Source organism: Sphingobium sp. Z007, from assembly GCF_900013425.1.
In the GTDB taxonomy this organism is placed as follows: domain Bacteria; phylum Pseudomonadota; class Alphaproteobacteria; order Sphingomonadales; family Sphingomonadaceae; genus Sphingobium.
Genome location: NZ_FBXK01000005.1, coordinates 513,306 through 527,134 on the forward strand (window position 1 = coordinate 513,306; position 13,829 = coordinate 527,134).

General features: G+C 59.8%; 15 protein-coding genes and 2 pseudogenes. 8 read left to right on the forward strand and 9 right to left on the reverse strand.

All coding sequences use genetic code 11. The features are described from left to right. Window positions 1–145 precede the first annotated feature (145 nt). A pseudogene (gene istB, locus CEQ44_RS10400) lies at window positions 146–875 on the reverse strand (IS21-like element helper ATPase IstB). Further along, window positions 862–2,389 (reverse strand): annotated as a pseudogene (gene istA / locus CEQ44_RS10405) (IS21 family transposase). The pseudogenes istB and istA overlap by 14 nt, the downstream one beginning before the upstream one ends. Between istA and CEQ44_RS24390 the strand changes: the two are divergent. Further along, on the forward strand, window positions 2,289–2,786 hold the full coding sequence (locus tag CEQ44_RS24390; protein WP_179212569.1) for a hypothetical protein: 498 nt from the start codon (window positions 2,289–2,291) through the stop codon (window positions 2,784–2,786). The pseudogene istA and the gene CEQ44_RS24390 sit on opposite strands and share 101 nt — an antisense overlap. 161 nt (window positions 2,787–2,947) lie before the next feature. Here the strand turns inward: CEQ44_RS24390 and CEQ44_RS10410 are convergent, their stop codons facing one another. Further along, window positions 2,948–3,301 carry a DUF2958 domain-containing protein gene (locus CEQ44_RS10410; RefSeq protein WP_088185685.1) on the reverse strand — a complete coding sequence of 118 codons (354 nt, stop codon included), beginning with the start codon at window positions 3,299–3,301 and terminating at the stop codon, window positions 2,948–2,950. Window positions 3,302–3,756: 455 nt separating this feature from the next. Here CEQ44_RS10410 and CEQ44_RS10420 point away from each other — a divergent pair, with 455 nt between their 5' ends. After that, window positions 3,757–4,206: a hypothetical protein gene (locus CEQ44_RS10420; RefSeq protein WP_088185684.1), complete on the forward strand. Its 450-nt coding sequence runs from the start codon at window positions 3,757–3,759 to the stop codon at window positions 4,204–4,206. 17 nt (window positions 4,207–4,223) lie between these two features. Here CEQ44_RS10420 and CEQ44_RS10425 read toward each other — a convergent pair whose 3' ends face one another. Both CEQ44_RS10425 and CEQ44_RS10430 read right to left on the reverse strand, forming a co-directional pair. Continuing rightward, a complete protein-coding gene (locus CEQ44_RS10425) occupies window positions 4,224–5,831 on the reverse strand; it encodes a recombinase family protein (protein WP_088185683.1) in 1,608 nt (535 codons plus the stop codon). Beyond that, complete coding sequence (locus CEQ44_RS10430) at window positions 5,807–6,388, reverse strand: glycosyltransferase (RefSeq protein WP_088185682.1); 582 nt, start codon at window positions 6,386–6,388, stop codon at window positions 5,807–5,809. Before CEQ44_RS10430 ends, CEQ44_RS10425 begins: the two co-directional genes overlap by 25 nt. A 159-nt stretch (window positions 6,389–6,547) precedes the next feature. On the opposite strand from CEQ44_RS10430, the gene nhaA reads away from it, so the two are divergent. After that, a complete protein-coding gene (nhaA, locus tag CEQ44_RS10435) occupies window positions 6,548–7,756 on the forward strand; it encodes a Na+/H+ antiporter NhaA (protein ID WP_088185681.1) in 1,209 nt (402 codons plus the stop codon). Between the two features lie 297 nt (window positions 7,757–8,053). Here the strand turns inward: nhaA and CEQ44_RS10445 are convergent, their stop codons facing one another. After that, the gene (locus CEQ44_RS10445) at window positions 8,054–8,452 is read right to left on the reverse strand and encodes a low affinity iron permease family protein (RefSeq protein ID WP_088185679.1); all 399 of its coding nucleotides are present in this window, start codon (window positions 8,450–8,452) and stop codon (window positions 8,054–8,056) included. A gap of 59 nt (window positions 8,453–8,511) precedes the next feature. Between CEQ44_RS10445 and CEQ44_RS10450 the strand changes: the two genes are divergently transcribed. From CEQ44_RS10450 to CEQ44_RS10465, 4 genes are all read left to right on the forward strand, one after another. Beyond that, window positions 8,512–8,844, forward strand: a complete 333-nt coding sequence (locus CEQ44_RS10450; RefSeq protein WP_254913949.1) for a hypothetical protein — start codon at window positions 8,512–8,514, stop codon at window positions 8,842–8,844. Window positions 8,845–8,981: 137 nt separating this feature from the next. Then, window positions 8,982–10,181 (forward strand): ADP-forming succinate--CoA ligase subunit beta, encoded by a 1,200-nt coding sequence (sucC, locus tag CEQ44_RS10455; protein WP_088185678.1) that lies wholly within the window; start codon window positions 8,982–8,984, stop codon window positions 10,179–10,181. Window positions 10,182–10,277: 96 nt separating this feature from the next. Beyond that, on the forward strand, window positions 10,278–11,027 hold the full coding sequence (locus tag CEQ44_RS10460) for an electron transfer flavoprotein subunit beta/FixA family protein (RefSeq protein WP_088201814.1): 750 nt from the start codon (window positions 10,278–10,280) through the stop codon (window positions 11,025–11,027). After that, on the forward strand, window positions 11,024–11,953 hold the full coding sequence (locus CEQ44_RS10465; protein WP_088185642.1) for an electron transfer flavoprotein subunit alpha/FixB family protein: 930 nt from the start codon (window positions 11,024–11,026) through the stop codon (window positions 11,951–11,953). Before CEQ44_RS10460 ends, CEQ44_RS10465 begins: the two co-directional genes overlap by 4 nt. A 55-nt stretch (window positions 11,954–12,008) precedes the next feature. On the opposite strand, the gene CEQ44_RS10470 is transcribed toward CEQ44_RS10465, so the two are convergent. Continuing rightward, the gene (locus CEQ44_RS10470) at window positions 12,009–12,371 is read right to left on the reverse strand and encodes a glycine zipper 2TM domain-containing protein (RefSeq protein ID WP_088185454.1); all 363 of its coding nucleotides are present in this window, start codon (window positions 12,369–12,371) and stop codon (window positions 12,009–12,011) included. 180 nt (window positions 12,372–12,551) lie between these two features. Then, a complete protein-coding gene (locus tag CEQ44_RS10475) occupies window positions 12,552–12,764 on the reverse strand; it encodes a hypothetical protein (RefSeq protein WP_088185460.1) in 213 nt (70 codons plus the stop codon). A gap of 121 nt (window positions 12,765–12,885) precedes the next feature. Between CEQ44_RS10475 and CEQ44_RS10480 the strand changes: the two genes are divergently transcribed. Then, complete coding sequence (locus CEQ44_RS10480) at window positions 12,886–13,479, forward strand: hypothetical protein (protein ID WP_088185453.1); 594 nt, start codon at window positions 12,886–12,888, stop codon at window positions 13,477–13,479. Window positions 13,480–13,510: 31 nt separating this feature from the next. On the opposite strand, the gene CEQ44_RS10485 is transcribed toward CEQ44_RS10480, so the two are convergent. Continuing rightward, on the reverse strand, window positions 13,511–13,723 hold the full coding sequence (locus tag CEQ44_RS10485; protein ID WP_066603914.1) for a cold-shock protein: 213 nt from the start codon (window positions 13,721–13,723) through the stop codon (window positions 13,511–13,513). Window positions 13,724–13,829 lie beyond the last annotated feature (106 nt).

Here is a 13,829-nt window from a genome sequence, read left to right on the forward strand (position 1 = left end):
GGCGCGCAAAAGGGACCCCCTGTCAGGATGGCGGAACGTTGATGTGACGGGCTTCCTTGCGCTGCGCGCGGCGTAGGGAGGGCGTAGCCCGACCGGAGGCGCGCGCAGCGCAAAACATCTTCTAATTGATCGCTGCTGGGGCGGATCAGCTGCGGTTTTTGAAGCGCCAGCTGTCATTTGCCGGTCTCGACAATGTCGCAATGATGGGTGACGCGATCGAGGAGCGCGGTTGTCATCTTGGGATCGCCGAACACGGTGGGCCACTCGCCAAAGGCGAGGTTGGTGGTGATGATGACACTGGTCTGCTCATAGAGTTTGCTGATCAGGTGGAACAGCAACTGGCCGCCCGATCGAGCGAACGGCAGATACCCCAGTTCATCGAGCACGATGAGATCGAGGCGGGATAGCTGGGCGGCGAGAGCGCCACTCTTGCCGATCCTGGCCTCCTCTTCGAGGCGGGTCACCAGATCGACCGTGTTGAAGTAGCGGCCTCGGGCGCCGGAGCGCACTACATTGGCGGTGATGGCGATGGCCAGATGGGTCTTTCCTGTGCCTGTGCCGCCGACCAGGACGATATTGCGCCGTGCGGGCAGGAACGCGCCGCTGTGCAATGAACGCACAAGCCCCTCGTTGATCGGGGTACCCTCGAACCGGAAGGCATCGATGTCCTTCACGACTGGCAGCTTGGCAGCGGCCATCCGGTATCGGATCGACGCGGCATGACGATGCGTCGCCTCCGCTCGCAGGAGATCGGTCAGTATCTCCATGGTGGTGCGCTGGCGCTGAAGGCCGGTGGTGACGGCATCGTCGAACGCGCCCGCCATGCCCTTGAGTCCAAGCCCGCGCATGGCCTCGATCATATCATGCCGCTGCATCGAAGGTCCTCAGCTGGTCGTAACGGGCACAGTCGGCGATCGGGGGATGGCGCAAGGCGCTATCCTCGGAGGTGATGATCGTCAGCGGACGCGGAGGCTCCCGGCGTCGTGCCAGGATGTTGAGGATCAGGTCGTCGCTCGCCGTGCCCGTCGCCAGTGCCTCACGCACAGCGGTTTCGACAGGCTCCAGGCCATCGGTCAGTACGGCCGACAGTACACGGACGAACCGGCGATCGGCATCGTCGCCATTACCCAGCTTGCGGCGCAGGCGGGCCAGCGCCGGTGGCAGATCCCAGTCCTGGAAGGGGGCACCGTTCCGCAACGCGCCAGGCTTGCGGGCCAGCACTGGCAGATAATGCCAGGGGTCATAGATCGTGCGGTTGCGCCCAAAGTAGCGAGGATGTTCAGCGACAACCTCTTCGCCGCAGCGAACGACGATGCGGTCGGCATAGGCGCGGACCTGCACCGTGCGTCGTGCCACCGTCGAGAGTACCGAGTAGCGGTTGCGGTCGAAGCTGATCAGGCAGGTGCCGGTCACGGCATGCTCGCTCTCATTGAAGCCCCGGATAGATTTTGGCTCACGGTCCCAGCATCGGCTGCAGCGCAGATCGTTCGATCTCCAGCATCTGCGCCACGGTCAGATCTCCCTGTTCAGGATGGGGCTGCCGTTCCGCCCAGCGCCGACACTCTGCCTCCAGCCAGCCATTGAGCTCTTCGAGACTGGCGAACCGCAACCGGGGCTGGAAGAAGCGACCCCGGATCGTCTGCACCTGGTTCTCGACCTGACCCTTCTCCCATCCCGCCGCAGGCGAGCAGGCCGTGGGCTCGACCATATAATGGTCGGTCATGATCAGGAACCGCCGGTTGAAGACGCGTTCCTTGCCGGTGAACACGCTCGTCACAGCCGTCTTCATATTATCGTAGATGCCGCGCCCTGGCACGCCGCCGAAGAAGGCAAAGCCGCGCGCATGCGCGTCGAACAGCATCTCCTGGCTCTCGCGAGGATAGGCCCGGACATAGACCCCACGTGACGCGCACAGGCGCATATGCGCGACCTTCACCCGCATCGGCGCTCCTGCGATCTCGACATCCTCATGGCTCCAGTCGAACTGGTAGGCCTCGCCTGGCCTGAACATCAGCGGGATGAAGGCGGTGACGCCATCGCCAGCATCCTTGCGCCGCTCGATCTTCCAGCGCGTCGCATAGCGCCGCACCGCATCGTAAGAACCCTCAAAGCCTTCTCGCACCAGCAGGTCATGGATCCGCGTCATCCGCAGCCGGTCACGCCTGCCGCGCAGCTCGTTCTCTTCCAGCAGCGTGTTCAGGCGCTCCTGGAACGGACCGATCCTGGGCAGCGGCTGAACCTTGCGCTGATAATCAAAGGCGCCCTCCGGCGCTCGGACCGCTTTGCGGATGACCTTCCGCGACACATGCAGATCCCGTGCGATCGCCTTGATCGCCTTGCCTCCGGCATACTCGCGCCGGATCCGTAAAACTGTCTCCAAAACCAACATCCCGATCTCGCCGCCTGAAAATCCAGCCGGCTGCTTAAACCATCGAAATGAGGGGTCCCTTTTAGACGCCGATCACCCCGCTAACGGGGTTCTTTTTGCACGCCGATCCACAGCGATTGACCGTCAAATCGAACTATTCAACAAGCCCAAGACGGAAGGCCGTCGCTGGTTCGAGATAGTCGGTGAAAACGTGGGCTTCGCTATCCGCTACGCTAACTCGCCGTTGAAGCTCGTCGGTGACGAAACCAAGGTCGTCGTGCCAAAAGCGCAGTTCGTTGAGGTCATGGAAGCCATCAAGGCCGACATTCTCAAAGGCGACTTCAAAGCGCAGTTGGACGCCGGGGAGGCCAAAGTTCGCACCCGCGCAGAGAAGATCAAGGGTGTGAAGCGCAAGTAAGTGCCTAACCCTGCAACAAAACGGCTCGCCAGCAATGGCGGGCCTTTTTTGTGACTGCGCTACCTTGTGTTCGTGGAGAAAGCTGGGCCATTTCTGACCCAGCTTCCCCTTTGGCAATCAGCCTAAAATGACGAAAAACCGACTGCCAGCTATTTAACAGCTTATGCCCGAATTGCCCCTGCGGACCTCGCTTGCGCTGCATATTCGCTAAGGGTGTGCTTGGCCGTCCAGTAGCGATCCTGTTCTATATGAAGCCCACCGGGCAGCTTAACGGCAAACACTTCCTCAAGCGAAATGTAGCCGAGTTCGGGATAGCCCATGTCCGATAATCCGAAGGCCAGGCCATCGTTATCGCACTCCGTGAGCAGCCATGTCCCTATGCCCAGCGGGTTAAACAGTTTGACTACAGGGTTGTAATCTCGCTCCTGAGAAGTCCCTTTGAGGGGCTGCTGCTCTTCCCAATTTATGATGAGCTGTTGCAGGTCTTCGGGGCGGATATGATCTGTCCATTCCATATTAGGCACGTCCTTTCTGGTTGAAGTGCCTCAGGACATGCAAAGCCATATGGGCTGGAAATCAACCAAATAACGACTACGGACTAGAAATAAAGAGTGGTGCAGCGTTCACTCTTTGGATGACTACTTCCCTGACTGAAAACATACAGTTGGGGAAGGAGACAGCAAATGCTAACACAGGTTGAACTTGTCCGACTTGCAGATTTCATGCTTGAGGTCGTAGAGTGTGATGCGGGCTTTGAGGAAGATGAGTTCTGCTGCATATTCGAGGGACACCGGCTTTATGTCGAGCGCTATCTAAGCCATTATCGGATCGAAGTTAGTCACGAAGATGATGTGATCGAATTGCCGCGTCACTAATACTCTCAAGCTATCTTAGACTGCAAAAGCGCTCCGGTAGTAAGCCGGAGCGCTCTTCGCTTGTCTGGAGCTATCTGGCCATCTACGGGTCGAGCATGGCAACGATTAATATCATCGAAGCGTTCTGCGCTGTTCCTTATCGGAAGCGTGACCATGGCGCTTTTCGTGCATTGCGAGATATTGAAGAAGCAGGCGAGCGCGTAATTCATCTCGATCTAAAGGCCCAAATCAGCGTGGACAAGTTGAACCCCAATTGGGAGTGGGGTTGTCCCACGGCGAATGTGCTTGCGATAACTGATCGGCGTCTCGTTGCGTTCGGAAGTGACGGCCTCCCCAGCGGACTTCCCGGCGTTAGCGAGAAGAGGGGACATATTGTTCTAGAGATAGCGAAGGGCGACATTTCGAGCATCAAGGCTGTGCCGTCCGCGCCTCACCTCGATTGGAAAGACATCCATGTTATTGAGCGAAATAGAACTCACGTGTTTGAATGGTTTCTTGATGGGAAAGAACGGGACGTTATGACCCTGCTGTATGGCTTGTTCTGAACCGACCACGGTCCTTGCTACGGGACATATTCGCCTTCAAGCAACGTTCCTGTTTCATCGAACATATACCATGCCTCTCCTTGTAACGAGATTTTGAAGGTGCCGTTGGAATAGATTTCGATCTTGTCGATGAGGCGGCGCAGCGCGACGTTGGTTCGTGTCCGCGCATCAAAGCGGACTTCCTCGTCTTTGCTGTTGATAGCATCGCGCAGAAGGTCAATGGCTGCGGTGTCAGCGGACTTGTCGGGCATTGCAGCTTGAATACCGCGCTGCCTTCTAAGTTCAGTTATCTCTAACGTGAGGGTTTCAATCGCCGCCTCTACCTTCATCGAGCGCGTAGCTAACGCCTTTGGGGCAACGCCCTCTGTGATGGCATCAAGTATGTTGTCCAGCGCCTTCTGCTGCGCGTCCAGTCTGTGCTGCACCTCAGCAATCTGACGGTCGAAGGACGCAAGTGCGTTGTTTATATTTCCGTTGTCCGCAATGACTGGAAGCATTTCGTCCAGCACCGTGCTTTCGACAACCCCGTATTGGATAGTTGCGCCGTTGGTGCAGGAGTTCTCCCTATAACGGGCGTCGTTGCAGCGCAGCCAGGAATAGTGACGCGGTGGCTTTTTTTTGTTGACCATCGTGCGGCGCTGGATGACCGCACCATATCCGCAATGACCGCATTTAGTGATACCTGAAAACAAGTTCTGCGCTCGCTTTCGCTCATCGCCACCGAGCGTTGTCCGGTCCTTCCGAACCGAGAGCGCCTTGTGGAATGTGTGAGCGTCGATGATCTGAGGATAGTAGTCCGTCGAAAGCACCTCACCTTTGAGCGTCACATATTCGCCCATCACCGCTGGACTAGTCAGCAGTTTGTGCAGGTATCGGGGCGTCCAGTGCTTCTTGTCCTTATACCGTTTTTCGATGGACCAGCTTTTCTCGCCCATTGCGTTAAGGCGATCTATGATCGTCAGGCTTCCAATTCCGTTCACATACCAATCAAAAATCTGGCGGACGAGGGCTGCTCGATGCTCGTTCGGGACATAAACGCCTCCCTGAATGTCCAGCCATGAAGGGCATTGTTTGCTGTATGCCGTCTTATCGCCGTTTGCGATTGCAGTGTGAATGCGCGTCCAACCTGCATTTGAGAGGCGGCTTTTGTTCAAACTCTCCTCATGAGAAGTCTGGGCCTTAATGATAAGGCCGAATACGTCCATCAGGTCGGCATCGTTACCCGCTTTGTAGAGGTGGTTGTCATGATAGGTGGCGACATCAACACCGGCTTCGTTAAGCGCCCATACGAGGCGCGCAGCAGCTTTGGGGCCTTGTCGGGATAGGCGTGACACATTCTCGCAGACTAGCACTGCGCCATTTTCAAAATGGCCCTCACGCGCCTTCCGCTCGAATTCGTATAGGGCTGAACCGTCCTCGCGGTTTGCCCCTTTGAATGCGGACTTGGCCTCGTCCGTCATTTCCTCAACCACTGTCCAGCCGTATTGGTCAGCATGTGTGCGACCGTAAGTAAGCTGGCGTTCGATGCTGTGTCCGTCGCGCTGGCCGTGCGAGCTAAAGCGTGCGTAGAGGTAAGCGGGCTTCGTTTCGGTTGCTGCAACTATATGCGAATTGTGTTTGACCATATTCTCTGACCTACGCGGGATTGCGTTGCCAATCTGTTTACATCCGAAACCACATGCTCGGCATCGTGCAGCACGACCGCCTTGAACATATTGCCGGTGCGGCCTTCCTCCGCCAACATCGCCCGCCACAAGACGTTCAGGCAGTCGGCCTTGGTGCTCGGTCCCAGCTTGGGGTTGATACCCACGATGATTCGCGGTTCCCCGGCGGCGATGGGCGCGACGATGTCGATCGTTTGCGGGTCATTAGGATAGAGGCCGACGAACATCCGATAATCATCCGCGGGCCAGCGCGCGAGCGCATGGCGCAACATCGAGCCGATGACGTCCGCTTCGCGCCAGGCCGGGATGAAGATGGCGATGCGGCCTGGTTTCGATGACGCGGGCAGGGTCGCGGTAGTCATACGCGGATGGCGGGCATAGATGGCGACGTTGCGCCAGCAGCGCCGGACCAGAAAGAGGAGGTCGACCAGAAAATCGTCCAGTCCGCCGATCGCCAGACCGACGACAGCAAAAAGCAGGATTTCCCGATGCAGAGCCACAAGGCCTGCGGCCACCATGTCTCCCAAGACTTGACCCCCATGTCCCTATGCGGGAGAGGATGCCATTTGCATCACACCGATCCAAGCCTTTTGCATATATTGCAGACAAGTCCTTGGAAATTTTGGCGCAACGATGGGCTTGAGCTTTCTCTTGTACGGCGAAAAGGACAGACAAGCGTGAATCGACCACCCCGATCCGCATTGCGCGATTTTCTGACTGGGGAGACCGGCGGGGCGATCCTATTGATGATCGCGGCCGGCGCGGCGATGATATTGGCCAATCTGCCCGGCGAGATCGGGCACCTTTATCACGACATGCTGCATGCGCCGCTGGGGCCGACCCTGTCGTCACAGATCGGGCCGATGACGCCCCATCTGTGGATCAACGACGGGCTAATGGCTATTTTCTTCCTTGTGGTCGGGCTGGAAATCAAGCGAGAGTTTCTGGATGGCGGCCTGTCCACCTGGGAGCGGCGACGCCTGCCGATCCTCGCAGCTGTCGCCGGCATGGCCGTCCCGGCCATGGTGTATCTGATGGTGACCGCCGGGGAGCCTGCGCTGGGCAATGGCTGGGCTATTCCCGCCGCGACCGATATCGCCTTCGCCATCGGCGTGCTGGCATTGCTGGGGCGCCGCGCGCCCGCCTCGCTCAAGCTGTTCCTGACCGCCGTCGCCATCGTCGATGATATGGGCGCGGTGGCGATCATCGCGTTATTTTACAGCCAGGGCCTCGACCTGGCGGCGCTGGCCGGCGCGGCGGGGGTGCTGGCGCTGATGTACGGCCTCAATCGTGCGGGGGTTAAGGCGCTGGCACCCTATCTTCTGGGTTTCGCCCTGCTTTGGTTCCTGATGCTGCTGTCGGGCGTCCATGCCACCGTTGCCGGCGTCCTTGCGGCGATGACGGTGCCCGTGCGCTGCACGCCCGGCGCGCCCGATGCGGCGGACAGTCCGCTGCATCGGCTGGAACATGCCATCCATCCTTGGAGCGCCTATCTGATCGTCCCGCTGTTCGGGTTCGCCAATGCGGGGCTTAGCCTCGGCGGGGAGGCAATGGTAATGCTGTTTGCGCCCCTATCGCTGGGCGTGGCGCTCGGCCTGTTTCTGGGCAAGCAGCTGGGCATTTTCGGTGCGGTCTGGGTGGCGGTGCGCCTGGGATTTGCGGAGCGTCCGGCTAACGCCAGTTGGAGCCAGGTCTATGGCATGGCGATGCTGTGCGGCATCGGCTTCACCATGAGCCTATTCATAGGTGCGCTCGCTTTCCCCGGCCAGGCTTCGCTGGTCGAAGAAGCGAAAGGCGGAATACTCCTAGGGTCGTTGCTATCCGCTCTGTCGGGATATGCGGTTCTGCGCTGGATTGCGCGTCCAGCCGTCGTTCCAACGCGATGAGCGGGTTCGCCAACTGTTGGCGGCAGTGCTATTCTCCATGGGCTGGGGCTGCGAGTTTATGCAGCCTTGGCCAATCGACCAATCTCTTCGAACTGGAACGGGAGTATGGCGACTATGGAGATGGACGTTAACGACCTGTTGCACCGCCAGCAGATGTCATTGATACGTGCGCAGTCCAGCCGATCGGACAAGGGACGGGACGCTTATGAAAGCCTCGCCCGAAGTTACACGGACCGGATCGACGCCTATCGTCGGGAAAATCAAAGAGTGACCATGCACGCACATTGACTGATTGGGTCAACGGCGCTGGATCAGCCTTTCGATTGCCAGTCTGTGGGTGGCATCGTCCCCACATTCCTGTTCCAGAACGCGCTTGATGCGTTGCAATTCCGCTTCGGTTAGATGTTCGATGCCGATAAAGTCGTTGCGAGCGTTTTCAACGGCGCGGATCAGTTCGTCCAGCTTCGCTTGGATGGCGGACCCATCACGGTTTTGCGCGTTTTGAATCAGGAACACCATCAGGAAGGTGACAATGGTGGTGCCGGTGTTGATTACTAGCTGCCATGTGTCGGAATAGTGGAAGACCGGACCGGTCGCCAACCAGATAATGACGGTGCTGAGCGCCAGGACGAAGGCCAACGGCTGGCCCGCCCAGTTGGCGACGCGGTGCGACATTGCCGCGAAAATCCGATCCATGGCTGATTCTTTCCTTTGTAAAATCGGGAGCATTTATCCCTTGTTCAGCCGCCGCGGCCATGAAAAGCGCAATGACCCCTATTTCATCCCGCGCCTTGCTGGCTACCGCCCTTCTTCTCCTTCCCGCCTGCTCGTCCTTGTCGCCCGAATCACGCCTGCGCGCGGGTCTGGTCGAGGCCGGGCTGTCGCCGCAAATGGCAGATTGTATGGCTGAACGGATGGTCGATCGGCTGAGCTTGGCCCAGTTGCGAAAGCTCCAGTCGCTCGCATCGCTCCGCAAGTCTCACAGCGGGAAAGCCAGCATCGAGCAGCTGTTGCACGAAGCGCAAGCGTTACAGGAACCTGAGATTTTAGCGGTTACCAGTTCATCTGCGCTTGTCTGCGCTTTTTGATGATCGTCGGTTGCGACAGGTTTGATCGGCCTGCACGCTTTGCAATTTTGCAAAGTCATTTTGCGAAATTTTCTAGCGCCTCGCTTTTGGCTGTGCTTAGCCGCTGACATCAGGTTTCAGCGAAAAGGGCAGGCCCTATGAATATTCATGAATATCAGGCGAAAGAGCTGCTGGCGAAATATGGCGCGCCGATCGCCGCGGGTTATCCCGCTTTCTCGGTCGAGGAAGCCGTCGAAGCCGCCAAGAAGCTGCCTGGCCCGCTCTATGTCGTAAAGTCGCAGATTCATGCCGGTGGCCGCGGCAAGGGCAAGTTCAAGGAGCTGGCCCCCGAAGCCAAGGGCGGTGTCCGCCTCGCCTTCAACCTGGATGAGGTCAAGGCCCACGCCACCGACATGCTTGGCAACACGCTGGTCACGATCCAGACCGGCGACGCTGGCAAGCAAGTCAACCGCCTGTATGTGACTGACGGCGCTGACATCGCCAAGGAATTTTACCTGGCCCTGCTGGTCGATCGTGGCAGCAGCAAGATCGCCTTCGTCGTATCGACCGAAGGCGGCATGGACATTGAAGAAGTCGCCCATTCGACGCCGGAAAAGATCCACAGCTTCTCGGTCGATCCGGCCGCCGGCTTCCAGCCGCATCACGGCCGCTCGATCGCCGCGGCGCTGGGCCTGACCGGCGACCTCGCCAAGCAGGCCGCCAAGGTCGCGTCGTCGCTCTATGCCGCGTTCCTCGACACGGATGCCGAGCAGATCGAAGTCAATCCGCTGGCGCTGACCGAGCAGGGCAATCTGCTGGTGCTGGACGCCAAGGTCGCTTTCGACGGCAACGCCATGTTCCGTCATAAGGACATCGCCGAACTGCGCGACCTGACCGAGGAAGATGCGGCCGAAGTCGAAGCATCCAAATATGACCTCGCCTACATCAAGTTGGATGGCAATATCGGTTGCATGGTGAACGGCGCGGGTCTGGCCATGGCGACGATGGACATCATCAAGCTGAACGGCGAATTCCCCGCCAACTTCCTGGATGTAGGCGGCGGTGCCACGACCGAGAAGGTGACGGCGGCGTTCAAGATCATTCTGCAGGACCCGGCGGTCAAGGGCATCCTGGTGAACATCTTCGGCGGCATCATGAAGTGTGACATCATCGCAAACGGCATCGTCGCCGCTGCCAAGGAAGTGAACCTGTCGGTTCCGCTGGTGGTGCGCTTGGAAGGCACCAACGTCCAGCAGGGCAAAGACATATTGGCATCGTCCGGCTTGGCGATCGTCCCCGCCGACGACTTGGGTGACGCCGCCAAAAAGATCGTGGCGGAAGTGAGGAAGGCGGCCTGAGGCACTTTCCAGCCTGAACGAACGACATTGGGTGCGGGTAGTCCGGTAACGGGCTGCCCGCGCCCGTGCTGGCATTGAAAACGGAGGATGTTGGAAATGAAAATCCTTGTGCCCGTAAAACGGGTCATCGACTATAATGTGAAGCCGCGGGTGAAGGCGGACGGGACGGGCGTCGATCTGGCGAACGTCAAGATGAGCATGAACCCGTTCGATGAGATCGCGATCGAGGAAGCCATCCGCCTGAAGGAAAAGGGCGTTGCGACCGAGGTGATCGCAGTGTCGATCGGTGTCGCCAAGGCGCAGGAAACGCTGCGGACCTCGCTCGCCATGGGGGCGGATCGCGCGATCCTGATCCAGACGGACGATGATGTTGAACCGCTGGGCGTGGCCAAGCTGCTCGCCAAGGTGCAGGAAGAGGAAGGCGCTGGCCTTATCATTCTGGGCAAGCAGGCGATCGACGACGACAGCAACCAGACCGGCCAGATGCTGGCCGCGCTGCTCAATCTGCCGCAGGGCACGTTCGCGTCGAAGGTCGAGGTTGCCGACGGCAGCGTGTCGGTCACGCGCGAAGTCGATGGCGGGCTGGAGACGGTGAAGCTGTCGACGCCCGCGATCATCACCACCGACCTGCGCCTCAACGAACCGCGCTATGCGTCGCTGCCCAACATCATGAAGGCCAAGTCGAAGCCCTTGGCGCAGAAGACGCCTGCGGACTATGGCGTGGACATCGCTCCGCGCCTCGAAACGCTCAAGGTGGTCGAGCCGCCCAAGCGCACCGCCGGCGTCAAGGTCGCCGATGTCGATGAACTGGTTGCCAAGCTCAAGGCCATGGGAGTTGCCGCATGAAAACGCTCGTTTGGGTTGAACATGAGGGCGGGGCCGTCAAGGACGCGACCCTCTCTGCCGTTACTGCCGCCGCCAAGCTGGGCGAAGTGCATCTGCTGGTCGTAGGCCAGGGCGTCGATGGCGTCGCCGCCGAAGCCGCAAAGATCGCTGGCGTTGGCAAGGTCCATGTCGCCGACGATGCGGCATTCGGCCATGCGCTGGCCGAGAATGTCGCCCCGCTGATCGTGGAACTGATGGGGCATCATGATGCGTTCATCGCGCCCGCCACCAGCAACGGCAAGAATATCGCGCCGCGGGTCGCCGCGCTGCTCGATGTCATGCAGATCAGCGACATTTTGTCGGTCGAGAGCGAGGATACGTTCACCCGCCCGATCTATGCCGGCAATGCGATCGCGACGGTCAAGAGCAAGGACGCCAAGAAGGTCATCACCGTCCGGGGCACGGCCTTCGAAAAGGCCGAGCGCGACGGCGGTTCCGGTACGGTGGAGGCCGTCGCCTCGACTGGCGACAAGGGTTTGTCGAGCTTCGTCGGGGCCGAGATCGTCAAGCTGGAGCGTCCCGAACTGACCAGCGCCAAGATCATCGTCTCTGGCGGGCGTGCGCTCAAGGACGGGCCGACCTTCGAGGAGGTCATCTTCCCGCTTGCCGACAAGCTGGGTGCTGCGGTCGGCGCCAGCCGGGCTGCGGTTGATGCGGGCTATGTGCCCAACGATTATCAGGTCGGGCAGACCGGCAAGATCGTCGCGCCGGAAGTCTATGTCGCCGTCGGCATTTCCGGGGCGATCCAGCATCTGGCCGGCATGAAGGACAGCAAGACCATCATCGCCATAAACAAGGACGAAGATGCGCCGATCTTCCAGGTGGCAGACATCGGCCTGGTCGGCGATCTGTTCAAGATCGTGCCGGAACTTACCGGCAAGCTGTAAACCAGCGTCACGATGTAGGAAAGGGCGCGGCGTGATTGCCGCGCCCTTTTTCATGTCATTCGCAGTTGATGTCGTTCTTGTCGATGGCACGGCCAGCCAAAGCGCCGCCTGCACCGCCGATGATGGTGCCAAGGGTCTTCGATCCGCCGGGAGCGATGACATTGCCCAGCACACCGCCGGCGATCGCGCCGACGATCGTGCCGGTGGTGCCGTCGTCGCGCTTGCAATAATAGCGGCCGTCGCGGTCGCGGTAGATCTGGTCATTGTCGCGGATCGGACGGCGTGAATGACGCGGCGGTCCGCGGCGATCACCTGGACGGTCATAGCCGTAGCCGCGACCGCCGCCGCCACTGTCCGACATACAGGCGCCGAGCGGCAACATCGCCAGCATAGCGACCGCGAGGATGGGTTTGCGCATAGGTCTCTCCTTGATGTTACTCTTATGGCCTCAACAACCCGGCGCAGCGGCGCGGGTTGCGTGGCAGTAACATTATCGGCCAAAAGAAAACCGCCCGCTGCGACCGCGAGAGGGGGAGCGGTGGCGAGCGGGCGGTGACCGGCGGCGAGCGGGGGACTGGGCCGCCGGATGGGTGATTGGTTAGTTGGGCAGCGGGCGGTTAATCGCGCCGGTCGAGGAGACGAGCGGTGATGCGGGCGACGTTTCGAGTTCGTCGGCCTTTTCGGCGATGGTCGTCTTCGCGTCGTTGTAGCGAGTGACGAGGTCGTTCTTGAACTCAGTCAGTTTGCCTTCATCATACAGTTTCTTGCCGACATAGCCTGCGATGGCGCCGAAAATCAGGGTGCGGATCATGGTGGTCTCCATTGTTGCGGTTCGGGGAGATAACCGGCGGCGGGGCGGGGGGTTCCGAGATCCATTGTCTGAAGCGCTGCTTTTGCTAGGCTTGCGACGGACAGTGCTTTGGGGGAGCCGAATGTCGGGATTTGATCTGGTGTTCGCGGCCTTCGGGCTGCTGTTGGGCTTGGCGATCAGTGAGGTGCTGGGCGGTTTTTCCCGCGCTCTCAAACTCAAGCGAGGGGCCAAGCCGGTGCGGATCGGCTGGTTGACGCCGCTGCTGGGTCTGTTCGTGCTGCTCGACCTGACCAGTTTCTGGCTGACGGCGTTCGAGGCGCGGGCGCAGATGGACGCCAATTATCTGACTTTGACCGCGGTGCTGGCGCTAGTCGGGGTCTATTATCTGGCCGCGACGCTGATCTTTCCCGACGAGCCGGAGGAGTGGCCTGATTTCGACGATTGGTATGATCGGCACAAAAGGCTGGTGATCGGTGGCGTGCTGACCGCCAATATCGGCATCATCATTGGCCAGAATCTGCTGGAGCTTTATCGGCCATCGGGCGGGCCGGAACCCAGCGATGCGGTGATCGCCTGGGGTCTGCTGGCGCTGGTGGGCCTGATCGGGCTGCTCGTCGCCCTGCTGTTCGTGCGGTCGCGGCGGTGGAATGTCGCCATGCTGATCGCGCTGCCCATGATATTGGTGACCGCGTCGGTCTATCTGGACATGGTATGAGTGGCGGGCGCGCGAGCGCCCGCCATCCAGATTATTCGGCGTGCTGCAGGTTCACAGCGGCCATCTTGCCACGACGGTCCTGCTCCAGATCATAGGAGACGCGGTCCTTTTCGCGCAGCGTGGCCAGGCCAGCGCGCTCGACGGCGGTGATGTGGACGAACGCGTCCGGGCTGCCGTCATCAGGAGCGATGAAGCCATAGCCCTTGTCAGCGTTGAAGAATTTGACGGTTCCGACGATGCTCATGGTAGTTCCTTCTTTCATGCGGCGCGGCCCGTGTGGTCGCACCGGATCGCTAAAGGGGCAGGGAAAGAAGGAAACAGGTGCCGCAAAGCGCCGAGAACCGTCGATT